Origin of the sequence: Ningiella algicola (assembly GCF_028401415.2) — a bacterium.
Classification (GTDB): domain Bacteria; phylum Pseudomonadota; class Gammaproteobacteria; order Enterobacterales; family Alteromonadaceae; genus Glaciecola.
The window spans coordinates 1,971,276-1,994,171 of the sequence record NZ_CP171821.2; the positions used below are offsets into that span (position 1 = coordinate 1,971,276).

Sequence of the window (22,896 nt, forward strand, 5' to 3'; positions counted from 1 at the left end):
GACATCTTCCTTTTTATGTCGTTTGAGTGTTGTTTCTGTGTTTAAAAAAATCCATGCTCTTTGTTAGCACATTCTTACGCTAGCATGTTTTTGTAGGCAAGTTAATGTAATTCTGCCCGCACAAGCTGCTATTTTACTTGCACACTATCTATATAAAAAGTGTGATCATTTGCTTGTGGGCCAGCAACTATGGCAAAACCAGAAAACGAACTGATATCTAAACCACCGAAATCTGACAGCGAAATTTCAACCGATTCCCACTGCTCGCTAACGGTAAAATTGACGGTTGGTGGCACCCCTGCTTGTGTGGCACTAAAGGCCATCACTCGATATTGTCCTTCGCTCCCTTTTACTTTAAAAGCTAAGGCAGAATACGATGAGATATCTAAACCGACTATTGGAGGAATAAAATCGCCTATGGCGGCACCTGCCCATGGAAATGCGAAGCCTGCATTGACATTCGCGGACACTTTTAGAACATGACTTTGTTGCTGGTCATCATACACCACCTCTATAGATGCCTTAGATTGACCGTTAGCGATCCGGTCATCTGAATGACTCCAAATAAAGTCTTCTACAGTAGGGTCGTAAATTGAGAAGGGTGTATCGTCGGAATCAAAATCGCCCAAAATGCCATTACTCAATCTTTTGCCAGAGGTCTGTTCAGCGTCAATTGAACGCCTTACCTCAAAGCCGTTTTTATAGATCTGATAAATATCGTTTGAATGTTTTATGTTTTCGTTTGGATTTTGATTCAACAACACCAAGTCAGCCCGCATACCACTTGCAATTCTGCCTTTATCTGCAATAGAAAAAAGTGAGGCAGGGACGCGTGTTGCCGCTTGTAACACCTCTGCATTGCTCAAACCGGACTCGCTTAGCAGTTGCATCTCATGATGCAGAGATATGCCAAAAGCCGTACCCGGGTTAGGCGCATCAGACCCCGCTACAATCTTTACTCCCCCTGCATGAAATTTGGCTACGTTTTGCTTCGCTAGTTCAAGACTAAATGCGTTAGAAGAAAAACCAAAGTCACCTAATAGACTCTGTTTCTGCATGGGAGAAAGAAGTGAATTCAGCTCTGAGCTGTGCTCAACGTTTGCAAAACTGTTATGCCCTGAAACTGAAGCAATCACCGCTAAAGTAGGAATAATAAATACCTTATTTTGTTTTGCTTTTATCACTAGCTCTTTCTCTGCGAGGCTATCTGCAAATATATGAACGAGGCCATTAATGCCAGCTTCAATCATATCTTTCGCTGCAGCTTGAGAAGAAATATGAGCCAGGGCCAGCATATCTTGGCGTTGCGCTTCTTCGATGAGCGCAGTCGCAGTCGTCTTATCCAGACTCGGTAGAGAGTTTTGGTAGGGCATATAAACGATTTTAATGTAGTCTGCGCCCTTTGATTTTCGCGCACTGATCCAGCTAGGGATGTCGTCCAGACTGTCTATCGTATCAATTGCAATGCCATATTGTGTGCCATGTCCTCCCTCAACTGTGGCCATCATGCCTGAACTATATAAATCAGTTTTGTCGGTTTTACTGATCATATTACGATTGTCGATGACATCGAACATCATCGTTTCGTCCGTAAACATATCTAACTGGGTAGTCACGCCGAAACGCAGCGCATCGCTCAATGCGCTTCCGTAGGAATGCGTGTGAGCGTCGATTAATCCGGGTAATACATAGCGCGCATTTCCGTCAATAATATGTTCTTGTTCGTCTACGCTCAGGTTATGGCCAATCTCGACAATAAAACCATCGTTAACGCGTAGATCCTGAAGTTGCTGAAAACCCACATCTTGAAAGACCTTTACATTTTTAAGCACAAAGCTATTGCTGGTGTTGTTTGTATTCAATAGGGCTTCATCTGTTGATTGAGTATCAGTGGGTAGCACAAATATCAACAGTACAAGACTTATCAAAACCACCGCGCTTGATATTGGGAAGATATAGCGAATCATGTTCTTACTCCTTGATATTATGCGTTTCGCTGCTTATTCCATGCGAAAATAGTCATGGTTAAAAACAAGGTGGTAATAATTGAGATAAGCATAAGATGATAGCTCAGCTCTCTTTCACCGGGAGCGCCCGAAGCTATAAGCGCAATTTCGCTTAAATGATAGCTGGGCAAAAATTGTGCGAAGCTCTGAAGGCCAGCTGGAAATACCATCACGGGTATCCATAAGCCCCCAAGGGCTGCAAAGGCCAAAAAGAAGATGTTGGAGATGGCAACGGCAGCATTTGCATTGCACAAAAAACCAATGGTAAGACCAAACAAAATAAAGGGAAATATTGCCGCTATGTGCACCATCAGTAGCAGTGCCCATGTTTTTGTCGGCAGTGTCACACCTGCAGCAAATCCCGCGACTAGATAGACAACTGCGAGTGAAATACTGGCAAAGATCATAGTGCTGCATACTTTAGCAGCAATGTAATTCATACCACGGCTTGGCGCTGCGCGCTTTAGCGATAACCAACCTTTGTCGCGTTCGTTCGCTACGCTAATACCAAAGCCAAATATAGCGGGCCCCATTACCGCAAAAATGCCGTAGGTTGCTAACATATAGGCTGCCTGATTAACGCCACCCGCCCCAGGGTTTGGTAAAACAATTGCGAATAAAGCGTAAAAAGCTACCGGCATGCCGATAGTGGGGAGAATGAATTCAGGTGCGCGAAAGGCTTTTAATAATTCGGCACCCGCCTCTAAGGAAAATGAAGTAAAGATACGACTCATGCGGCTTCTCCACTTTGTGTTTCCAGAGATACCTTGCCCGTAAGCTGGCTAAAAATATCTTCTAATTTTGGTTCGCTCACACTGAGATTTTTAAGAAGTGGATCAAGCTTCAAAAGCTCAAGGAGTGTGACGTTCGCATTCGCACTGCGTATTTCGCACATACGTCCATGTCTTCCGATTTCGCTCACTTCAGGCAAGTTATTAAGTTGGGGGGGAGTGAGCTTTGTTTGACAACGTATGACCGTGCCGCTTGCTTGGCGATGAAGCTTTTCGGGTGTGGTATCGGCCACAATATTTCCTTGATTTAGCACGATAATGCGGTCGGCTAAATTATCCGCCTCTTCTAAGTAATGTGTTGTGAGCACTACTGTTTTACCGCGATTGGCGAAGTCTCTAATAACGGTCCATAGGTTTCGTCGCGCGTCAATATCAAGGCCCGTTGTGGGTTCATCAAGAAAGATAAGCTGAGGGTCTCCCACAATAGCAAGCGCAAACTGCACTCTGCGCTTTTGCCCACCCGAAAGCTGCTTATAGCGCTTGTGCGCAAATTCACGTAACTCGCAGATGCTGATGGTTTCTTCTACAGACAGTGGCGTGGGATAGTAGCTTGCAAAAAGTTCGATTTGTTCCTCTACCGTTAACGTATCGGGCAAATCAGTATCCTGCAAAATAACGCCTATTTGTTGTTTTGCAGCCATACTACCGGGCTTATGCCCCATCGTAACAAGTTGACCTGAACTGACTTTTTCAAGGCCTAAGGCACATTTAATTAGCGACGTTTTTCCTGCACCGTTTTGCCCTAAAACAGCCACCACACCACCGCGATTTATAGCAAAACAAATATCCTGAATGGCGTGAACCTCGCCATAGGACTTTTTAAGATTCTGAGCTTTTAAACTCGTGTGTTGCACGCTCATTGTTCATTCCTGCACAAAGTGCATCGGCTGAATACATGAACGTATATTCAAATAAATCAAGTCAATCAACAAGTGACAAAAGTCACCAATTTACGATGACAATTGACAGTTGATGACCTTAGGACTTACGAATCAGCGTTAATTGCTTGGCGCGCTGCAAAGTCGGATTTCTCACGCTCCACATACCGAGTCCACTGGCGCGCTGCGGCTCTACTGCCGCTGAAGGATTCGGCTTTTGCAAGCTCGTCGAGCGCCAAAGCAAACTGACGGGTGTTGTACAGGGCCAGTCCAAGCACCATGTGCGTATTGCCAGCGTTGTCTAAGCCACCCTTTTCGAGCGCCGTATTGGCAGATGCAATGGCTTGCTCGTACTCTTCTAAGTTAAAATGTAAAAGCGCGAGTTGAGCATCAATTTCACCGTCGTCAGACAGCTCTGCTGCCATCTGCATGACCGGCACGGCTTTCTTATCTTCTTTGGCACGTTCATAGCTATTCATACTGCTTTGTTTAGATTTTACGATATCTAATATTTCAATCGCTTCTTCTATATTGCCTGCATCGCCTGCCGCCTGCGCTCGCGCGAGCTGCTCATAGACTCGGGCACGCAATGCGGGTGTTCGTCGCGTCTTTTTGTCGCCAAGCTTCACTTCAGTTTGAGCATGCGCAGCGGGAGACAGTAGCGCACTGACTAGCGTTATCGAAGCGCCAAGCACTGCTGCACCCGTCAGTAGAAAGGCTATGCGATGAGGCTTTACGATCCTTCAATAGCGGAAAACTTCAGACTTTTAAAGAGCCCAAGAAATCTAAAGTAACGAGGCTAGAAACTTTGTAAACGGCACAATGTCTTGCCCAACACTGGCCGCTTCCAATGCTTGCATGTATTCATCTTTTCGTTCGACGGGTACGATTGTCCAAGGATAACCACCTGAGGCCATCATTAGATTCATAATGAACCGGCCCATTCTGCCGTTGCCATCAAAGTAAGGGTGGATATAGACGAACATAAAGTGCCCCAGTACCACTTTGACTGCTGCATTCTCCTCTTCTGCGAGTAAGTCGAAGAGTGTCGGCATCATATCGCGAACCGCTTCTCGATTAGGGGGAGTATGCATAGACTGTCGAATATAAACAGGCTCTGAGCGATAACCGGCCAAGTCCGATTGTTTCACAATTCCGGCGGCCACACTTGGGCCAAATAAGGCGAGATACCAATCACTGTGCGTCTGTTCCAATACGTCGCCTGGGTTCTTACCTTCTAATACTGCTAACACGGCTTTTTTGACTTCCTGAAACGCATCCCAGTAGCCTCTAGCAGCCATGGCATCTAAGTGTTTTTTACTCTCGTCTAAACCTTCAGCTTGCCAGTTGCCAGAGCGAACCAGTTCAATCAATTCGCGAGTCACTCGATAACCTTCAATGGACAGTGAGTGGTAGGCGTCTGTAACGTATTTGTCTTCCACTTCGGCCATATAGGTTTCGATGTCGACGCTTTGCTGTATTTTCTCAGGGAAATGCGAGGTAACGCTTTCACGCATTTGCGCCCACATGAACCGAATGCGATTAACATAGGGCGACATATCACGACTACCAAAGTTAACTTGCGTCTTCTCTGCGAAAGGGTCTTCTTCTTGCACTTTAAAATCGGCCGCTTTCATGCCTTTTAAGATATTATCTGCAATAAGGTCTCGTCCAATATTTCTAAAAGCCCCCGCTAATCGGCCGGCAATCACACTATGATTTCCTGTGAGTAAAACGGACAATACATCGGATGCATCTGTTACCATCGATAAAGCGGTACGCATCTGGATGGGAGCATTTTGAAACTGGTTCGCCGAAGAATGAACAAGCGCTGCTGCTAAGCTATAAACATTGAGCCCTTCTAGGTTTTTAATGTGTTCTGCGGCGGGCATGTTTAACCTGACATCAAAAATCGAGGTGTTGTGCAGAAAGGCAGTAGGTTTATTATTACCTTTGGGCGAGCGCACGAGCAATTGCTGAGGTACCGTTCTATCGCCGATATGCAGACTAAGTGACTGCTCAGGTGATAGGCACCAGGAATTCTCGAACCGTTCAGACAAGTAGGCAGCACAGAAGCCCCAAAAAGAGGTATACCAAGATGTGCTGTCGCCTGACTTTTCATCTGGCATCGCCGGTATGTACCATCCCCGGATAACTTCGCGAATAAACCCATGCTTCAACAGCCGCTCTCGATGCACTCTGCTAAGTTGCTTTGACTGAATGGCAACAACACCTGATTCCTGAAACCCTTGTAATTGCTCGAGCGAATCGGCTAGTTTTTGTGATATGTCGTTCATATTCGCGCCCACTACTACTCGAAAAGTTTATAAGACTAAAATTTTTATCTCTAGGTTTTAGAGTTATATCATTTACAGGTTTTGTTGTCATTCATTTTATAGGTTTTAATGTCCTGTTATTTTTAGGCTTTGATGTTAATGAGCTTGGGGATAACGGACATCAAAACTGAAGTAGCGGTACTCGTCTTTTACGGTTGCTTGCTCTCCCGTCTTAAAGGTGTTGTTCTCTGCAACCAATGACTGAATATGTTGCTTAACCGCTTTGCGAGCCTTTCGTCTAGCATTTCGTGATGTTAAATCATGAAATACCTCATTAGGTACCAGCTTGATATCAACATCTTCCGACATGCGGTTCGTTTTAATAGCTGACTTGGCAAGTGCGGTGCCGCTGTAGAGCCGTACTAGTATTCTTATTTAGTTTCTCCATGCCCGGTGGCGCTGACAGCGGTGGTACTAAGGCTGCCAGCTTACTAATGAAGTCAAGCGGCGAGAAGAACACGTGAGTTTAATCCGGTTACCGGTTCCGTCTTTGTAGGGAGTCTTGAGTTCATATCTGACATTGCCTTTGGCGGTTAAGCTTAATCGTTTTTCGCTGACTGCTGGCCTTGCAATATATCTGCAAAGGCGCTCTAGTTTTTCTGTTTGATGAGTATCGGCGAAATACTTTCACGAAGTGCCAGCATGTAAACTAAAACCGTCTATTTTTGCTAATTGCCCATAGTTATCTTCATCTTTTGCGGGCAAAGTTTGTAACGTAAGTACTTTTTGCCAATATTCTTTCCAACGGCAATGCGATAACTTACTGAGGCTGCTTGTAAGTGCAATAGTCCATCTTCGTCTTCTAGCGGTAAGTCCAAAAAAGCACTTTCTGAATCTCGCTCAATTATCCCCGCCTTTTCCAAATACGCGGCAATTCGATGACTGATAATGTGGACAAGTTGTTCCATGTATTTATGGCTTGGCGCTCTAACGCAACTGAGCCAGCTTCCAGCCCCAGTTCCGCCAAAAGGGCTTGTGGGTCATGGACTTGATTGTCATAAAAACTAATGTCAACTACCTCTGGCCGCAGACTCTCTTTGCTTTCTTTCCCGTATGCAAAGGAGAGGCGCTGTACATCAATCATCTGGAAATCCTTGTTCTGCTTAGATGCTGTGACTATCTCTTTTAATTTGAGCGAATACGTTTTAACTGCAACTATCGTTTTATGTCTGTCGTAAGGGTGGTTAGGTACGTAAATTTACTGCCGGCAACACTGATAAATATCATAAGGATAATGCGATGAAAGCATCAAAATTAAAGCTTGGAGCAGTACTACTATTCATGTGGACAAGCGCTTCACATGCAGGTCTTATAGCAACATTTAACGAGCAAGGCCTTACAGCCGCAGACCTACAAGAAACCGTGGATGAGTTTAGAGACGCACTCGGGCCAAACAATGGAAACTCCCCAGTAAACGGCGATCCAAACGGTCGTCGCCAAATTGACTGGGATGCATTGCCTGATGGCTTAGCTGATCCAAACCTTTTCCCGGGTGATTTCTTTAACGGGGACAGTGCTCCGCGTGCTAGAGGCATTGAATTTGAAGCCACTGGAGATACCACAGGGTTTTTAGTTTCTTCCACAGCGGCATCTGGTCAACCAATTGCGTTTGGATTTGACCGATTTCTTCCTCGATTTAGTGAAGAAAGGCTCTTTTCCCCAGTGGGTGGCACTACCTTCGATATCAATTTTTATGATCCCAGTGACCAAACAACTCAAGCAACGGTTAGAGGCTTCGGGGCTATATTTTCTGGACTCGATTTTTTAGATACAGCACAAATGCAATTCTTAAATCTAGCGGGAGAAATTATTGGTTCAGTTAATCCATTGGGCACTCAGGATTTTGACTTGACGTTTGCTGGACTTATTTTTGATACGCCTGAAGTCGCAACTGTTAGAGTTTCAGGTGGTAATCGCTTTTTATCCGAAAACGGAGTGTTTGAAGGTGGAAGTGGGGATGGGTTTGCATTTGATGATTTTATATTCGGCGAACCCATTGCTGTACAAAATGTGAATGCATCTTCACCAAGCGCTGCGGCGCTATTGTTTAGTCTAATTGCCTTTGCGACATATCGTAGAAGCAGGCTAGCAGCTTAGCACTAATGCAAGAGTCAAAGCCTCATTCCTTGTGGTTAGGTGTGAGGCTTTTGAGTTCGCTGATTTTGAGAGGAAAATCATCGTTAAACTTGGGTTGGGGAGCCCAAGGAGAAGCACCCATTTTAATTTGAGGCTGGGAGTCGATTACTCTTCGTCCGAAAGGCCATGACCAAGACCAGCCGTATTTGACAATACCATTAATTGTGCGCTTCTCGATACATGGCTTTCAGGGATCACTCTTAGGCACCAAAATCAAAATCTCTTTGGATTATATAGTCATTAATTTGCGTTGTATGCAGTGATTCAGACAGCTAGGGCAGAAACCACGCTTTTTACAGCTAAACGCGACCAGTTTTTCGCGTTTGCAATTGTCACAAACTACACGAAGAAAACCATGTTCAAGACGACCACACTTAAGAAATTCTTCAAACTCTTTTTCTACATGCTGTGGTAGCGACTTTCCTTGATGCGAAAGTTGCTCTAGAAACTCTGGATAATGATGCTCAACCAATTGATAAAGCAACGTTTGCTCTGGTCGGTGGCGTTTATAGGTACGAGAGTGATTCTCTAGCAATGACGTCCTTGCCAATAATATTTTTGTTTATTTTGCTGGTAATGTTTAAGTTTAGCTACTGGATTTAGTATCTGAATTTGCACAGCACTAAGTGTCCGGTATGCGAACAAACCGGAAGCACAAATTATTGAATAGTCGACAAGCATTCTTACAGAATTTAGACAAACGCTTACACTTCTACGAAAAATTAACAAGTATACTCGAAAAATAGTCAAAGTCGCTCGTTTATTAGTTACTGATAAACGAAACAATATTCAAAGGAAAATTATGAACGCCACTTTTGGTATTTATCATAAAAAAAATATCTTCAAGCTTGCTTCAATATTACTGCTAAGTATATTTGTAATTTTAATTAGTGTTGCGCTGTTGGCTTGAATCCTCATCGGCCTTCTTTGCAAAAGAAATGAAGTAAGGTTTGGTTTCATTGAAGGTGAGTCAAAGCACTACACAACGGCTTTGTTATGCAAAGTCATGAAGGTCAGTCGCTCTGCTTATTATGACTGGAAAAAGCGCCCTGGCAAGTTAATACCCATGGAAGAACTCAAGCTGCGTCGAACAATGAGAACGTTATTTAAGCGCAGCAGAGAAAGCTTAGGCAGTCGAGAGATGATGAAGAAACTACGCAAAGAAGGCTTTAATATTGGTCGTTATCGTGTACGCAAGCTGATGCAGCAAATGCAATTTGTGGTGCGTCAGCGAGTTGCCTACAAAGTGACCACTAAACGCAAACACAGTGATGCGGTGGCAGATAATTTGTTAAACCAAAATTTCAACCCTACAGGCCCTAATCAGGTGTGGGCTGGTGATGTGACCTATTGTCGCACCGCAGAGGGCTGGATGTATCTTGCGGTCGTTATGGACTTGTATTCGCGCCGTATTGTCGGCTGGCACGCTGATAAGCGTATGACAACGGACTTGGTATGCAAGGCGTTGGTTAAGGCCTATAACCTTCGTCAGCCAACTGCGGGTTTAGTTTTTCACAGTGACAGGGGCTCTCAATATACAAGTAAGCAGTATCGCTGCTTGCTCCACAGCTTCAATATGCGCTCAAGCGTAAGCGATCATTTTAGACCGTTCTTTACAACCGTTTGATTTAGGTCTAGTGGTGCAGCGCTAATATGCCTGACTATGCCTGCCGGTACTTTGTGATGTGTTTTTGCGTTGTCGTTGGCAATCAACACCGTTTTTCGGTTTTTCTTAAGTAACGTGCCGGTGACCGTCGTGCCGTCATGAGTAAATTGCACTTTCATACCAGGTCGTAAGATGGCAATCGCGGCTTCGTCTTGCTGCTTTTGCAGGGTATCGATGCGCTCACATACAAATTGATTGAGTATATATAGTTGGTCAATGGATAAATGGCTGATGTCTATCGTGGTTTTGATGTCTTTATTTGTCATGGTGTGCTTACTTTTCTATATCTGAGCGCAGGCGTTTGTCTGCGAACAGGACTTTCCAGCGTCGAGGGGTTAAATCGATAACGTCTTTTGCCGGATGTTGTGAGACGCGCTGCAGTACATCCACCAAGTAGTGATACGGATTGATGTTGTGTAATTTGCACGTCACGGTGAGTGTATGCAAGACGCCAAGCTGTTTTGCGCCTAGTTCACTCCAACAGAACAAGTGATTCTTTCTTCCCATAGGGATAACGCGCAGGGCTCTCTCCAAGTGGTTCGTATCGATGCTGACTTGCGCATGAGTGAGGTAAGTTTTTAACTCATGATGGCGCTCATAGGCATAAGCAAGTGCTTTGGTTAACGGGTCTTTAGGCAGTAATTCAGGTCTCTGGCGCTGCTCGTATATCCATTTGAATAATGCAGTAATGATAGGCTCACTGTGTTTAAGGCGATATTGCACGGTATCCTCGGCATTAAGTGCCTGTTTTCGTATGTGCGCTTCAATCTTGTATAGCTTTTGTATTTCAGCCAAGGCGTATTGCGCCTCTTTAGGGTGATAATCCAATGCTTTTTCGAAGTAGCGGCGCGTGTGCGCCCAGCACGCTGCATGGGTAATTGTTTGACCTTGATGATTAAGCGTATCAATGACTTGGCTATATACCGCATAACCATCGCTTAACAAGGTGCCGTTAAAGCCTGCTAGTTGCTCCATTGCATGTTGTTTACCGCGAGAAGACGACCAGGTAAAGGCCACTTCATCTTGCTCACCATACATCGGCCAGAAGTACGTTTGCTTCATTGTTTTTGATGGTTGGCTTGATGTGCGGCTGCGGCGAGTCGAGGATTGTCGACCCGCCTTCATCGGCGTTTCATCCATACTGATGTTCCCCCCGGTGAGGATATTACTCAGCACGGCGGTAGCAATGGGGGTCAGTAAATCAATCCCTTGGCTAACATAATTAATTAGGGTAGCGCGTGATAGCGTGACCCCCGATTGCAACATCCGCAGATGCTGACGATGAAGGGGTAAATGATACACGGCTTTATCGACCATTAGGCCAGCAAGCAATGATACATCCGCATACGTGCCTTCTAGTATGTTAATCGGTGTTTTAGGCGATTGGATATGTCCGCTGTCTTTGTGCTTGAGCACATTTTTGCGATAAATGAGAATTTGATAGCTGCCTGGCAGTTGCGCTAAGCGCTGCGTTTCTTTCGTGCCAATGACCTCATAGTTATCTGCATCTTCACCTTCAAGCTCCGGACATGGTACATCGATGACTTTTGTCGGTACATCATCAGTAAAGCGAAGACCAGTGTCATTGACGTTATTTTCATCTTTTTGCTTGACTGAACGCGCATAGCCTTTGACGGCTTTTTTAGGCGCAGACGGTAAACCTTCATCCTGAGCTTGACCAAACAAGTTGGCTTGGTCAGGATTATCGATGATGTGTTTTTCTGATTTGCGCCCAAACAATTGGCGTTTAAACCAGTCAACTTGTTGCTGTAATGCTGCCATTTGCGCACGCACTTTTTCATATTCTTCGATAGGAATATGCGTGCTGTTTTGTATACTGGTTGAGGCGCTTTTCATGCCGCGAAGTATAGCGAATTCAGCTACTTAAGTCGCTTGTTTTGTTTGCCTTTTTGCCAATAAATACCATCTATTAAACACTGCAGTTGCGCGGCATTGAGCGATAGTTTGCCATCGTTACCCGCCACCTTGGCAAAGGTGCCGCGCTCCAGTCGTTTTGACCACAAACAGTACCCACCTTGATGATAATACAGCACCTTCATCATCGTGCGTTTACGATTCACAAACACAAACCAATCGCCTGCATGCGCAGGCAGTTGCATCTGGTGTTTCACCAAGGCCGCCAAGCCGTCAAACTGTTTGCGCATATCGGCAATGCCCAAATACAACCAAATGCGTGCATTGGTAGAGGACAACATCAGCCATCAGTACTCATATTCAGCACGACACCGTTTGGTAGCGTTAGCTCAATTTGCCATTGGCGCGTTTCTGGCAAGGCCATTGACTTCGTATCAATCGGCAACCACTGAGATGGCGCTTGCGCTAAGTGACTGTCACTGCGCTTTTTGCGTTGCAGGTAAAACGTAGATTGATTGATGTTGCGCGACTGACAAAACTGCTGGATTGTCATCTCGCTAACGGCTTGCTCGTCGATGAGGCGTTGCCATTCTTCACTTGTTCGTCTGGTCATTGATAGGTCTCCTGTATTTATCAATGACGCGATCTTAAATTATGCTTACGAGTGGGTGAAGAACGGTCTATTTTGATCGCTTACGCTCAAGCATGGGAGATGTAGGTGCGTGTTGGGACAACGCCGTTGTTGAACGCTTCTTCGGAAGCTTGAAACATGATTGGCTATTTAAGATAAGCCAACCAACACGAGAGCATATGACAAAAGATATTGCTGAATATATGCGCTATTACAACTTAGAACGGCTTCACAGTGCTAACGGCGACTACTCGCCAGTAGACTATGAAAATTTAGTGAAAAGAGTGTCCGGTTTTAGTTGACCAGAACAGTTAGTAAAAATCAGACTTTAAAGACATTCAATTCAAATTTTTTCAATGAGTATGGGTTTATACCATTTCCGTTTTTTGAGTCACAATCTGAAGAAAATCTTCTGCGTACGGTGTTAAATAATGGATTCGATATATGGGGGTTTGATCAAGAATACCTGTCCTCTCAAGTTTTTACTGTCCCATTTGTACTAGGCAAAACTGCCAAGCCGGAAGATATTGAAATAATGCAGCGCTCTCTTGAAAAACATCTAAAAAATTTGCGCAGTAATCCTGAGTATTACATGTTCGAGCAATTACTCTCCGATCGCAATTTAATGGATCTTTAAAACTACGCTGATAACGAGAGAGTTAATAGCACAAATTACCGATTTGCTTGCGCTAAAGTTGCCAACTTTAAAATGACACTTCACCCTTCCTTGTGTCAATGTTTGACCAGCAATCAAATAATGTCTCAAATTACTTTCTAAGATATAGTTACAAAATATCTAGTATATTAATGCCTGCTCAAACCAAGGAAAGTCTATGAAAATTAGGGAAATAAAATTAAATGGATTTAAGCGTTTTACTAATCTCACTTTGAAGGATTTACCTGAGACAGCAAAACTAATAGTGCTCGTTGGACCGAATGGAAGTGGAAAAACTTCACTTTTTGAGGCATTAAATCATTGGTATAAATCTAAGGGGTACAACGACAAAGGCGTTCAGGATTACTTGGAAAAGAATGACGGGGAATTATCAAGCCCCCAGATATGGCGGCAGAAGTCACTAAGTAAAGTCCAGATAACGTTTCACAATGAACAAGCGCTTGATCAAGACGAAATAAAAGGAAAATTCTATTTTCGTACTGCCTATAGAAATGAACCCGATTTTACCTTCAATAATCTAAATAAACAGAACAGTCCGATTGAGCATATTAAACTGCAAAATCTAATGCAAAACGACCAAACTGTTTCCGAAAATTACCAAAGGCTTGTTGCTCAGACTTTAGCGGGCGTTTACGATTTATCGAACGATGCCAAGACTGTTCCGCAACTTAGAGATGAGCTCATAGGAAAGATAAAGCATTCTTTGTCAAAGATATTTGAAGACTTGAATTTAAGTTCAATTGGTGACCCACTATCCAACGGAAGTTTCTATTTTGAAAAAGGTGCTTCTAAAGACTTTCATTACAAAAATCTATCAGCTGGTGAAAAGTCAGTATTTGACTTGATTTTAGATATGATTATTAAGGCTAATTTCTACACCGACGCTATTTTCTGTATAGATGAACCTGAAGCACATATGCATACTAGACTTCAGTCCAAAGTACTGCGTGAACTTTACGACTTAACACCTCAAGACTCTCAGCTTTGGGTTTCGACGCATTCGATAGGTATGCTTAAAGAAGCTGAAGATATTGAAGAGCAAAATCCTGGAACAGTAGTGTTTCTAGATTTTGACAATAGAGACTTCGACTTGACTGAAGTAATTCAACCGACTCAAATTAGCAAGGCGATTTGGGATCGCTTCTTTGATTTAGCGTTTGCTGACTTTTCGAAACTAATATCACCAAAGAGAATTGTATTTTGCGAAGGTACTAGTCAAGGAAGAAAATATCGGGATTTTGATTCATTGATTTATGGCAAGATTTTGGGTGAAAAGCATCATGGAACTACTTTTGTTTCTTTCGGCTCATGCTCTGAAATAGAAGATTTAGAAAATCAATCTGTAAAAATAGTCTCTAACATTTTGAGCTCAACAAAGATCATCAAGTTTGTTGACAGAGATGACAAAAGTGATAACGAGGTCGCTGAACTTTTGGAAAAAGGTATAAAGACTTCTGGTAGAAGGCATATTGAGTGTTATCTACTAGACGATGAGATTATCGTGAAATTGTGCTCAGCAATAAATAAAGTGGAATTTATTGAACAATGTCTACAAGCAAAGGCATCGGCTCTTCAAGAGAGTATAGGCAGGGGGAACCCAAGCGACGATATAAAATCTGCAAGTGGTCAAATTTTTACTGAATTGAAAAGAATTTTAGGTTTAACGCAATGTGGTAATAATAAGTGCGCCTTTCTCAGAGATACTATGGCACCTCTAGTTACTCAAGAAACTACTATATACCAAGAAATAGAAAAAGAAATATTTGGTTAGCGAGACTAATTCAACTAATTCACACAAAACAAGCGTAGATTATCATTTAGTTTTCTATTTTCCTGACGAATGCACTAAATAGGCAGCTACTTGCTAAAAAACGAGTATTCCAATGATTGACGCTTTCCTGTTAAAGGACGAGATACTATTTGCGCCATGCGCTACTGAATGTCTACTGATTGGATTATTCAACGTTATTGGGTTAAAGTCTTTAAAGTAACATTCTTTCAAATACCTTTTAAACTTGTCAGGAATGAAAGTCGTTAGAGCTCCTAGTTTCTGCAGAACCTTATCTGATAAGTGATTTGCTAATGATTCTTGCATTCTACCCGATTTGTCCGGATTTTCACTAATGAAAGCAAATCTCATTAGCGCTTCAATTTTAGGAAATATTAATATCTTTCAATATTACTCGTTCAAAGGAGTATAAGTAAAATTACCACTATTGACTACCCTGTGTGACAGCTGGCTTTAAGACTTGTTTCATGCGTTACAGATTTAAAAACAACAGGTAATTACGGAGTAAGTGTAGTCAAGATAAGAAAATAAGCTGATCGTTGGGATTGAAAACTTTTTTGTGATGTGGGGAAAGTCATGCCTCAACACATTGGTGTTCAAGCTATATATTGCGGTAGCGCTCTTAGGCACCAAAATCAAAATCTCTTTGGATTATATAGTCATTAATTTGCGTTGTATGCAGTGATTCAGACAGCTAGGGCAGAAACCACGCTTTTTACAGCTAAACGCGACCAGTTTGCATGTTTCGGTCGAAATCGATCCATCATTTCGTTTCAATCCGATCATTGATTTCGATTTGAAACGATCACCGATTTCGGTGTTATTCGATCAAATTGAGCACTTTTCCGAAATCAGTGATCGGAATGCCGAAACAACCTTCTTTTTCTAGTTAAATCAATTGGTAAGCTATGCCTTAACGTCAGTGTTAAGGAAATACGCAGCCATGCCTAGAAAGAGAACTGAAATGAGAAAAGTAAAAGACGTCCTGCGCTTGAAGTTTGAGGTAGGATTGAGCAATCGCGATATTGGCAAATGCCTGAGCCTTGGCCCCGCTACCGTGAGTGAAGTCCTCACGCGATTTAAATCGAGTGATTTAACATGGCCACTACCAGATGGCCTAAGCGATCAGCAACTTGAAGGCAATCTCTATACTGCTGCGACGGCTAAACGCAAGAAACGCCTACCTGACTTCCTGAAAATGAAAATTGAGCTAAAGCATCGGCATATGACCAAGCTGCTGCTATGGCAAGAATATTGTAAAGAAGATAGCGCCACCGCTTACGGATACACTCAATTCTGCGAGCACTATCAGTCGTGGCTTAAAAAGCAAAAACGCAGCATGCGCCAGCATCATATTGCCGGCGATAAGTTATTTATTGACTACTGCGGCCCAACAGTTCCCATTGTTAGCCCTGATACGGGGGAAATCAGATATCACGCGCAGATATTCGTTGCGACGCTAGGTGCGACCAATTACACCTATGTCGAAGCGGGCCGCTCACAAAAGCAAGAAGATTGGATAATGGCGCACGTGCGTGCGTTCAATTATATGGGCGGCGTGCCGCGCCTGTTGGTGCCAGACAACCTCAAGTCAGCGGTGATTAAAGCTCATCCTTACGCGCCTACGCTGAATGAAAATTACGCTAAAATGGCAAGGCATTATGGCACGGCCATCATGCCCGCTAGACCTTATAAACCCAAAGATAAAGCCAAAGCTGAAAATGCCGTGCTGATTGTTGAGCGTTGGGTATTAATGCGCTTGCGTCATTATGTGTTTTACACCTTGTCAGACTTGAACGTTAAAATCAAAACCCTAATGGAGGACTTAAATAACCGTCAACAACGCATGTATCCTGGCTCACGCAAACAGCAGTTCGAGTTGCTAGATAAGCCCGCGCTGGGCAGTTTACCCGCATGCCCTTATGAATACATCGACAGTAAACGCGCCAAGGTCGGCCCTGACTACCATGTGCTGTATGAAAAGCATGCGTACTCTGTACCTAATGGTTTAGTCGGCGACACTGTCACGCTAGAAGTCAGTGCCAATATCGTGTGTATTTATCATCACAACCAGCTCGTCGCGCAACATGCTCGCACGTTTAAAGACGGCGGATTTACGACCATTAAAGAGCATATGCCACATAGCCATGTGAAGCAGCGCTTCGGTCCAGAGCGCCTATTAAGTTGGGCTGAAAATATTGGCGCGGGTGCTCGTGGCGTGGTTGAGTGGCATATCCAAAGCCGTAAACACCCTGAGCAAGCGATTAAAAGCTGTTTAGCCATACTGCATCTCACTAAGCAATACGGCAATGCCCGCGTAGAGGCCGCCTGCCAAAAAGCCTTACTGCTTGAGCGGCCACATCGCACGGTGGTGGTAAATCTACTCAATCATCGCAAAGAAGCGGCACATCAAGCACCCGAGCAAGATGACACACCTGTCACACACCACAATATCCGTGGACAACATTACTATCAATAGGAAACATCATGAACCAACAAGCACTGCAAGAGCAACTGCGCTCACTGCGACTTGGGCACTTTAGCCAAGCGCTTGAGCTGCAACAATCACAAGTGACGACGTATGAGGATATGAGCTTCGAAGAGCGCCTTGGCTTACTGGCACAGCACGAAATACTCTGCCGTCAAAATACTAAAATCAAACGCTTAATACGTCAGGCAAAAATGCGCTTAGATGCGCACGCCAGTCATCTAGACTACCGAGCAGCACGAGGACTGCGCAAGGAAAAAATAGCGACCTTACTCAGCGGGCAATACCTGCATTACTCGCACAACGTCATTATCACAGGGGCAACCGGTTGCGGTAAAACCTATTTAGTCTGTGCGCTTGGACAACAAGCATGCGAGCAGCATCACAGCGTTAAATATTACCGACTAGGTCAGTTACTCGATGAGCTTAACATCGGCCATGCCGATGGTAGTTACCGTCAACAACTGGCGCAACTTGCCAAGAAAAAGCTGCTAATACTCGATGACTGGGGCATGGAAAAGCTAAATGCTCGACAAGCCAACGACTTGCTTGATGTCATGGAGGACCGTTATCAAAACGCCAGCACTATTATTGCTAGCCAAATACCGGCGACAGACTGGTATAAGCTCATAGCAAACCCGACCGTTGCTGACGCACTACTTGACCGATTACTGCATAACAGTCATCGCATCGAACTCGCTGGGGAGTCAATGAGAAAACTAGACCAATCCGATCACTTAGGGTAAAAAGAAGGCTGGGAGAAAAGAAGGTTATGAAGCGATCGGATAGACCCGAAATGACTGACTGTTTTTACCGAAATACGCAAGCTAGGGCAGAAACCACGCTTTTTACAGCTAAACGCGACCAGTTTTTCGTGTTTGCAATCGTCACAAACTACACTGAGAAAACCATGTTCAAGACGACCACACTTAAGAAATTCTTCAAACTCTTTTTCTACATGCTGTGGTAGCGACTTTCCTTGATGCGAAAGTTGCTCTAGAAATTCTGGATAATGATGCTCAACCAATTGATAAAGCAACGTATGCTCTGGTCGGTGGCGTTTATAGGTATGAGAGTGATTCTCTAGCAATGACGTCCTTGCCAATAATATTTTTGTTTATTTTGCTGGTAATGTTTAAGTTTAGCTACTGGGTTTAGTATCTGAATTTGCACAGCACTAAGTGTCCGGTTTTAGTTGACCAGAACAAATAGCCGTATATTCAAATAAAGTAAGTCAATCAACAAGTGACAAAAGTCACCAATTTACGATGACAATTGACAGTTGATGACCTTAGGACTTATGAACCAGCGTTAATTGCTTGGCGCGCTGCAAAGTCGGATTTCTCACGCTCCACATACCGAGTCCACTGGCGCGCTGCGGCTCTACTGCCGCTGAAGGATTCGGCTTTTGCAAGCTCGTCGAGCGCCAAAGCAAACTGACGGGTGTTGTACAGGGCCAGTCCAAGCACCATGTGCGTATTGCCAGCGTTGTCTAAGCCACCCTTTTCGAGCGCCGTATTGGCAGATGTAATGGCTTGCTCGTACTCTTCTAAGTTAAAATGTAAAAGCGCGAGTTGAGCATCAATTTCACCGTCGTCAGACAGCTCTGCTGCCATCTGCATCACCGGCACGGCTTTCTTGTCTTCTTTGGCGCGTTGCCAAGACTGTCCGAGAAATTTGAGATTTCGAAGATTACTCTCAAGCAAACCAGAGGCTATAGCATCTTCCATTAGCTTAGCACCTTTATAAGGCACTCCATGGTAGTAATATAGCTGCGCTAAGTTGTAGGTATCGGACGCAGACGTAATAAAGCCGCGTTGGTAGGCTATTTCCATTGTGGCCAACTGCTCTTCTTCTCGGTCAAGCTCGCCGTACATACCCGCCAACTGAATCCAATACTTTGGTTCGTCATACAAACGAATCAGTTTAGCAATAATGTCTTTCACTTTTTCCGGCTGTTTAAGCTCGAAATATATAGCGCGCTGCAGCGTTAACCAGTTTTCATCAGGCAAAAAACCGTCAGCTTCGTGATTCGCGATGGCTTCCTCTATGTATTTTTTTGCCCCTTCAAAATCTTTATTTTGATACAGTGCCTGGGCTTTTAGAATGCGATTTTTTGGCGGAATTTTTCCATCGTTTAAGGCTTCCCATCGCTCAAGGTAATCAACAACTTGCGCATAATCGCCCTGCATCATGCTCAGTTGTGCAAGACTATACAACGTGGTTTGCTCAAAGCTAATGGGAATTGGCGATTGGTCTATTGCTTGTTTAAATGCTGCAATCGTTTCATCAAACCGTTCTTCGCCGTAATAAATAAAGCCGTAAAAATTATGCATCATGGCGCGTTCATAGCTATTCATACTGCTTTGTTTAGATTTTACGATATCTAATATTTCAATCGCTTCTTCTATATTGCCTGCATCGCCTGCCGCCTGCGCTCGCGCGAGCTGCTCATAGACTCGGGCACGCAATGCGGGTGTTCGTCGCGTCTTTTTGTCGCCAAGCTTCACTTCAGTTTGAGCATGCGCAGCGGGAGACAGTAGCGCACCGACTAGCGTTATCGAGGCGCCAAGCATTGCTGCACCCGTCACTAGAAAGGCTATCGATAATGTATTGACGATAATTCTATGCATGTTTTTCACTTATCAGCTCTAACCATCAATCTTAAAAGTGACACGGTTTTGCACACCAGCTACTTCGGTAGGTTCACCGTTTATCACGCGCGGCTTATATTTAAATTTTAACACCGAATCTAATGCAGCTTGTTCAAATATACCTTCTGGCTCAGCTTCCACCACGATCGGATCTCGCACTGCCCCTGTCTTGGTGACGGTAAATTCTACAATGACATAGCCTTGGATCCCGCGCTGTAAGGCGCGTCTAGGGTAAACCGCTGCCACTTTAGTAATCGGTACATACTCACCGTCGCCTGACTCTAAGGCAAGCCCGCCTTCTAAACCAACGTCGTTGCTTACATCTGCACTAAAATCCATTCCCCCGCCATCGCCGTCTGGTGTGGAGGACTCCATTTGCGGTGTTTCCATTTGCGGAGGTGGCTCTTGAGGTTTGGGCGGCTTTTTAGGCTTTCGCTCTTTTTGCTCGACTTGCTCTTCCTGCTTCACCCTTACAAAATCCAGAACGCTTCCTCGCGGCGGTTCTGTGAGCGCGCTTCCACCGCTTTGAATTAAGGACTGCATCAAAAAAAACAGTCCAAGAGTGATAGCAGCGGCAAGAACAAGTGCAATAACAACTCTAAACATGCTTAGGGCTCTTGCGTAGCAATTGACACATCCATGATGCCCGCAGCACGTGATGCATCCATGACTTTTATTAAGACTTCTGTTGTGGCTTTTTTATCGGCCTGGATCACCACCGTACCTTGCGGGTTTTCAGCGTGTAAACGTTCGATATTGGCCTGAACTGCTCGCACATCTACGCGGCGTTTGTTAATCCACACTTCGCCTTTATCGCTAATGGCAACCAAAATACTGGCACGATCTTTACTCACGGCAGTGGCAGCGTCTGGACGATTCACATCAATCCCAGCTTCTTTAACGAAAGACGCTGTCACAATAAAGAAAATCAGCATAATAAATACGACGTCCAGCATAGGCGTCATATCTATGTTCGCTTCTTCTTCATCGACTAAATTTTGAAAATGTTGTTTCATCAGCTTGTCCTAAATCATCTATAAGAAGCTTAAGTGTTAATGTCGCGCTTTAGCTGCATTGCATCCTCTAGATGCGTGCGCTCAGCTTTGGATGTTTTCGTTAAGTAGGCAGACGCAAATACCCCAGACAAGGCACCCACCATGCCTGCCATAGTTGGGATTGTCGCTTTTGACACGCCCGATGCCATCGAACGCGCATTGCCTGAACCCGAAATTGCCATGACATCAAAGACTTCAATCATGCCCGTAACTGTGCCCATTAAGCCTAAAAGCGGACACAAGGCCACAAGCGCCTGAATAATGGGAATAGTCCCGTTTAGCTTGATTGACAATCGAGATATGTAGGCTTGGCGAATTTGTTCGGCATACCACGATTTGCGATCTTTACGCGCCTTCCATTTTGCAATGGTTTCTTTTTTAAGCTGCTTGTGAGTAATATTAATATACAGCACGCGCTCGAGTATTAGCAGCCACATCGCGAAAATCAGAAAACCGATGACCAGAAGAACTTGGCCGCCTGTTTCCGTGAAATCGCGTATTGCTTCGAAAAACTCTGTCATTTGGCTACCCTGTTAACTAGCGTTAGCTTGGGTTTTTTCAGCTCGCTCAGCAATTACGCCAGAAGCTTGCTCTTGCAGAATATACACAATATTTTTACTGCGAGTATTAAGCATTGCGTAAAGCAGTGTCGTTGGGATAGCGACCACTAAGCCAAGTACGGTAGTCACCAAGGCTTGTGAGATACCGCCGGCCATCAATTTAGGATCGCCAGTACCGAATAAAGTAATCGCTTGAAAGGTGTTGATCATACCCGTTACCGTTCCAAGCAGCCCCATCAATGGTGCAACCACCGAGATAATTTTGATGATGGTTAAAAAGCGACTTAGCTTAGGCACTTCGCCCAAAATAGCTTCTGTCAAATGCAGCTCTAACGATTCGGTGTCTGCATGTGGATATTTATCACGCACTTGCATAATGCGACCAAGCGGATTGGTACTCTTAAATTCAGACGATTTTAATTGTTTATTCACTTTAGCGCGAATTACCGAAAGGCTAATTAGGCGCTCAATAGCAAGGAGCAAACCCACCGCGCCCACAATGAGAATGATATAACCCACTAAGCCGCCCTGCTCTACTCGCTCTTTTAAACTCGGCGCTTGTACTAGCAAGCCAAGAATAGAACCACCCGTCGGATCAAGACCAAAACGAATGACTTCGCCATTTGAGGCTTCAAGCGCACTAATTGACTCCATAAAACGATCTGCAGGCTGTCTGATAAGTTCAGACACTGTGCCAGTGACGCCATTGAATTGCAGATATTTACCATCGGCCACTAAGGCAAAAGGGCCAACACGGGTAACTTCTTTGGTGACATTTTCGCCGCCCGCTTCGACCACGTTAGTGGTGAATTTGGTGACCTTACCTGATTCAGTCATTTCACGTTGCAGCTCAAACCAAACACGTTCTATCTCTTCAATAGAGGCGAGCTTTGAGGATGAACCCATAGACTGAGCCATTTTATCTAAAAAGTCCGATCGGTCTGGAATTTGAGCCGAAATCACCGAGTTATAAAACTTGTTCTTGGTGTCGCCCGCTACTTGTTGAAGCACACCAAAAAGCTCTTTAAGGGAACCTAAACGATTGTCTAGGGCGCCATTAAGATCCGCTAATTTGAATTCATTTTCTTCAAAGTTCGTCTCTAGGCGCTCCGACTCCTGCAAAAGCGCATCGCGACGCTCAAGGGTTTCCCGCAAAATACGGTCTTGCTCGCTTCGCTGAGCAATAAAATCTTGCTCTCGGGCTTGGTTTTGCTGGCTTTGTGAGAACTTACCCTCTTCTAGCTGTTTGAGCAGGGCATCTAGGTCAATTGCACGCTCGTTTTCTTGAGCAAATGCGCCACCAGACATAAAGCTAATACAACTGAGCACAAGCACTGCCGCGAATAATGGCTTCG

General features: G+C 44.3%; 21 protein-coding genes and 5 pseudogenes. 7 read left to right on the forward strand and 19 right to left on the reverse strand.

What is annotated here, in order from left to right:
* Nucleotides 1–128 precede the first annotated feature (128 nt).
* From PN836_RS08610 to PN836_RS08645, 8 genes and pseudogenes are all read right to left on the reverse strand, one after another.
* On the reverse strand, nucleotides 129–1,967 hold the full coding sequence (locus tag PN836_RS08610; protein ID WP_395344833.1) for an amidohydrolase family protein: 1,839 nt from the start codon (nucleotides 1,965–1,967) through the stop codon (nucleotides 129–131).
* Between the two features lie 17 nt (nucleotides 1,968–1,984).
* A complete protein-coding gene (locus PN836_RS08615) occupies nucleotides 1,985–2,740 on the reverse strand; it encodes an ABC transporter permease (protein ID WP_395344834.1) in 756 nt (251 codons plus the stop codon).
* Nucleotides 2,737–3,657: an ABC transporter ATP-binding protein gene (locus PN836_RS08620; protein ID WP_395344835.1), complete on the reverse strand. Its 921-nt coding sequence runs from the start codon at nucleotides 3,655–3,657 to the stop codon at nucleotides 2,737–2,739. Before PN836_RS08620 ends, PN836_RS08615 begins: the two co-directional genes overlap by 4 nt.
* Before the next feature lie 125 nt (nucleotides 3,658–3,782).
* Nucleotides 3,783–4,370, reverse strand: coding sequence for a hypothetical protein (locus PN836_RS08625; protein ID WP_395344836.1), 588 nt, complete (start codon nucleotides 4,368–4,370; stop codon nucleotides 3,783–3,785).
* 90 nt (nucleotides 4,371–4,460) lie between these two features.
* Nucleotides 4,461–5,972 carry a Fic family protein gene (locus PN836_RS08630; protein ID WP_395344837.1) on the reverse strand — a complete coding sequence of 504 codons (1,512 nt, stop codon included), beginning with the start codon at nucleotides 5,970–5,972 and terminating at the stop codon, nucleotides 4,461–4,463.
* A gap of 135 nt (nucleotides 5,973–6,107) precedes the next feature.
* The gene (locus PN836_RS08635) at nucleotides 6,108–6,320 is read right to left on the reverse strand and encodes a hypothetical protein (RefSeq protein ID WP_395344838.1); all 213 of its coding nucleotides are present in this window, start codon (nucleotides 6,318–6,320) and stop codon (nucleotides 6,108–6,110) included.
* 100 nt (nucleotides 6,321–6,420) lie between these two features.
* Nucleotides 6,421–6,943: pseudogene (locus PN836_RS08640) on the reverse strand (transposase); the annotation flags it as partial.
* Nucleotides 6,856–7,095 carry a hypothetical protein gene (locus PN836_RS08645; protein WP_395344839.1) on the reverse strand — a complete coding sequence of 80 codons (240 nt, stop codon included), beginning with the start codon at nucleotides 7,093–7,095 and terminating at the stop codon, nucleotides 6,856–6,858. The gene PN836_RS08645 and the pseudogene PN836_RS08640, both read right to left, overlap by 88 nt.
* 155 nt (nucleotides 7,096–7,250) lie before the next feature.
* On the opposite strand from PN836_RS08645, the gene PN836_RS08650 reads away from it, so the two are divergent.
* Nucleotides 7,251–8,108, forward strand: coding sequence for a hypothetical protein (locus PN836_RS08650; RefSeq protein WP_395344840.1), 858 nt, complete (start codon nucleotides 7,251–7,253; stop codon nucleotides 8,106–8,108).
* A 307-nt stretch (nucleotides 8,109–8,415) separates the two neighbouring features.
* Here PN836_RS08650 and PN836_RS08655 read toward each other — a convergent pair.
* A pseudogene (locus tag PN836_RS08655) lies at nucleotides 8,416–8,703 on the reverse strand (transposase zinc-binding domain-containing protein); the annotation flags it as partial.
* Between the two features lie 366 nt (nucleotides 8,704–9,069).
* Here PN836_RS08655 and PN836_RS08660 point away from each other — a divergent pair.
* A pseudogene (locus PN836_RS08660) lies at nucleotides 9,070–9,744 on the forward strand (IS3 family transposase); the annotation flags it as partial.
* Here PN836_RS08660 and PN836_RS08665 read toward each other — a convergent pair.
* The 4 genes from PN836_RS08665 to tnpA are packed head-to-tail and all read right to left on the reverse strand — an operon-like array spanning nucleotide 9,744 to nucleotide 12,301.
* Entirely contained in the window at nucleotides 9,744–10,079 is a 336-nt protein-coding gene (locus tag PN836_RS08665; RefSeq protein WP_395338410.1) for a hypothetical protein, read from the reverse strand. The pseudogene PN836_RS08660 and the gene PN836_RS08665 overlap by 1 nt on opposite strands.
* Nucleotides 10,080–10,086: 7 nt before the next feature.
* Nucleotides 10,087–11,670 carry an IS66 family transposase gene (gene tnpC, locus PN836_RS08670; protein ID WP_395344841.1) on the reverse strand — a complete coding sequence of 528 codons (1,584 nt, stop codon included), beginning with the start codon at nucleotides 11,668–11,670 and terminating at the stop codon, nucleotides 10,087–10,089.
* Between the two features lie 23 nt (nucleotides 11,671–11,693).
* Complete coding sequence (gene tnpB, locus PN836_RS08675; protein ID WP_395338414.1) at nucleotides 11,694–12,029, reverse strand: IS66 family insertion sequence element accessory protein TnpB; 336 nt, start codon at nucleotides 12,027–12,029, stop codon at nucleotides 11,694–11,696.
* Entirely contained in the window at nucleotides 12,029–12,301 is a 273-nt protein-coding gene (gene tnpA / locus PN836_RS08680; RefSeq protein ID WP_395341213.1) for an IS66 family insertion sequence element accessory protein TnpA, read from the reverse strand. The genes tnpB and tnpA overlap by 1 nt, the downstream gene beginning before the upstream one ends.
* 80 nt (nucleotides 12,302–12,381) lie before the next feature.
* On the opposite strand from tnpA, the pseudogene PN836_RS08685 reads away from it, so the two are divergent.
* The 5 genes and pseudogenes from PN836_RS08685 to istB all read left to right on the forward strand — a co-directional run.
* A pseudogene (locus PN836_RS08685) lies at nucleotides 12,382–12,621 on the forward strand (integrase core domain-containing protein); the annotation flags it as partial.
* Nucleotides 12,618–12,956, forward strand: a complete 339-nt coding sequence (locus PN836_RS08690) for a hypothetical protein (RefSeq protein ID WP_395344842.1) — start codon at nucleotides 12,618–12,620, stop codon at nucleotides 12,954–12,956. The pseudogene PN836_RS08685 and the gene PN836_RS08690, both read left to right, overlap by 4 nt.
* Nucleotides 12,957–13,152: 196 nt before the next feature.
* Complete coding sequence (locus PN836_RS08695; RefSeq protein WP_395344843.1) at nucleotides 13,153–14,766, forward strand: AAA family ATPase; 1,614 nt, start codon at nucleotides 13,153–13,155, stop codon at nucleotides 14,764–14,766.
* A 961-nt stretch (nucleotides 14,767–15,727) separates the two neighbouring features.
* Entirely contained in the window at nucleotides 15,728–17,263 is a 1,536-nt protein-coding gene (gene istA / locus PN836_RS08700) for an IS21 family transposase (RefSeq protein ID WP_395344844.1), read from the forward strand.
* Between the two features lie 8 nt (nucleotides 17,264–17,271).
* On the forward strand, nucleotides 17,272–18,018 hold the full coding sequence (gene istB, locus PN836_RS08705) for an IS21-like element helper ATPase IstB (protein ID WP_395344845.1): 747 nt from the start codon (nucleotides 17,272–17,274) through the stop codon (nucleotides 18,016–18,018).
* A gap of 80 nt (nucleotides 18,019–18,098) precedes the next feature.
* Here istB and PN836_RS08710 read toward each other — a convergent pair.
* The 6 genes and pseudogenes from PN836_RS08710 to PN836_RS08735 all read right to left on the reverse strand — a co-directional run.
* A pseudogene (locus tag PN836_RS08710) lies at nucleotides 18,099–18,362 on the reverse strand (transposase zinc-binding domain-containing protein); the annotation flags it as partial.
* Nucleotides 18,363–18,570: 208 nt separating this feature from the next.
* Nucleotides 18,571–19,905 (reverse strand): tetratricopeptide repeat protein, encoded by a 1,335-nt coding sequence (locus tag PN836_RS08715; RefSeq protein ID WP_395344846.1) that lies wholly within the window; start codon nucleotides 19,903–19,905, stop codon nucleotides 18,571–18,573.
* Between the two features lie 18 nt (nucleotides 19,906–19,923).
* Nucleotides 19,924–20,532: an energy transducer TonB gene (locus PN836_RS08720; protein ID WP_395344847.1), complete on the reverse strand. Its 609-nt coding sequence runs from the start codon at nucleotides 20,530–20,532 to the stop codon at nucleotides 19,924–19,926.
* Between the two features lie 2 nt (nucleotides 20,533–20,534).
* On the reverse strand, nucleotides 20,535–20,942 hold the full coding sequence (locus tag PN836_RS08725) for an ExbD/TolR family protein (protein ID WP_395344848.1): 408 nt from the start codon (nucleotides 20,940–20,942) through the stop codon (nucleotides 20,535–20,537).
* A 29-nt stretch (nucleotides 20,943–20,971) separates the two neighbouring features.
* The gene (locus PN836_RS08730; protein WP_395344849.1) at nucleotides 20,972–21,502 is read right to left on the reverse strand and encodes a MotA/TolQ/ExbB proton channel family protein; all 531 of its coding nucleotides are present in this window, start codon (nucleotides 21,500–21,502) and stop codon (nucleotides 20,972–20,974) included.
* 12 nt (nucleotides 21,503–21,514) lie between these two features.
* Nucleotides 21,515–22,849 carry a MotA/TolQ/ExbB proton channel family protein gene (locus PN836_RS08735; protein WP_395345565.1) on the reverse strand — a complete coding sequence of 445 codons (1,335 nt, stop codon included), beginning with the start codon at nucleotides 22,847–22,849 and terminating at the stop codon, nucleotides 21,515–21,517.
* Nucleotides 22,850–22,896 lie beyond the last annotated feature (47 nt).

Coding starts and splice junctions, on each gene's coding strand:
- PN836_RS08735 (WP_395345565.1), bottom strand. CDS start 22,849: ATGTCTGGTGGCGCATTTGCTCAAGAAAACGAGCGTGCAATTGACCTA.
- PN836_RS08650 (WP_395344840.1), top strand. CDS start 7,251: ATGAAAGCATCAAAATTAAAGCTTGGAGCAGTACTACTATTCATGTGG.
- tnpA (WP_395341213.1), bottom strand. CDS start 12,301: ATGACCAGACGAACAAGTGAAGAATGGCAACGCCTCATCGACGAGCAA.
- PN836_RS08715 (WP_395344846.1), bottom strand. CDS start 19,905: ATGCATAGAATTATCGTCAATACATTATCGATAGCCTTTCTAGTGACG.
- PN836_RS08720 (WP_395344847.1), bottom strand. CDS start 20,532: ATGTTTAGAGTTGTTATTGCACTTGTTCTTGCCGCTGCTATCACTCTT.
- istB (WP_395344845.1), top strand. CDS start 17,272: ATGAACCAACAAGCACTGCAAGAGCAACTGCGCTCACTGCGACTTGGG.
- PN836_RS08645 (WP_395344839.1), bottom strand. CDS start 7,095: ATGATTGATGTACAGCGCCTCTCCTTTGCATACGGGAAAGAAAGCAAA.
- PN836_RS08730 (WP_395344849.1), bottom strand. CDS start 21,502: ATGACAGAGTTTTTCGAAGCAATACGCGATTTCACGGAAACAGGCGGC.
- PN836_RS08620 (WP_395344835.1), bottom strand. CDS start 3,657: ATGAGCGTGCAACACACGAGTTTAAAAGCTCAGAATCTTAAAAAGTCC.
- PN836_RS08725 (WP_395344848.1), bottom strand. CDS start 20,942: ATGAAACAACATTTTCAAAATTTAGTCGATGAAGAAGAAGCGAACATA.
- tnpC (WP_395344841.1), bottom strand. CDS start 11,670: ATGAAAAGCGCCTCAACCAGTATACAAAACAGCACGCATATTCCTATC.
- PN836_RS08610 (WP_395344833.1), bottom strand. CDS start 1,967: ATGATTCGCTATATCTTCCCAATATCAAGCGCGGTGGTTTTGATAAGT.
- PN836_RS08635 (WP_395344838.1), bottom strand. CDS start 6,320: ATGTCGGAAGATGTTGATATCAAGCTGGTACCTAATGAGGTATTTCAT.
- PN836_RS08630 (WP_395344837.1), bottom strand. CDS start 5,972: ATGAACGACATATCACAAAAACTAGCCGATTCGCTCGAGCAATTACAA.
- PN836_RS08615 (WP_395344834.1), bottom strand. CDS start 2,740: ATGAGTCGTATCTTTACTTCATTTTCCTTAGAGGCGGGTGCCGAATTA.
- PN836_RS08695 (WP_395344843.1), top strand. CDS start 13,153: ATGAAAATTAGGGAAATAAAATTAAATGGATTTAAGCGTTTTACTAAT.
- tnpB (WP_395338414.1), bottom strand. CDS start 12,029: ATGTTGTCCTCTACCAATGCACGCATTTGGTTGTATTTGGGCATTGCC.
- PN836_RS08665 (WP_395338410.1), bottom strand. CDS start 10,079: ATGACAAATAAAGACATCAAAACCACGATAGACATCAGCCATTTATCC.
- istA (WP_395344844.1), top strand. CDS start 15,728: ATGCCTAGAAAGAGAACTGAAATGAGAAAAGTAAAAGACGTCCTGCGC.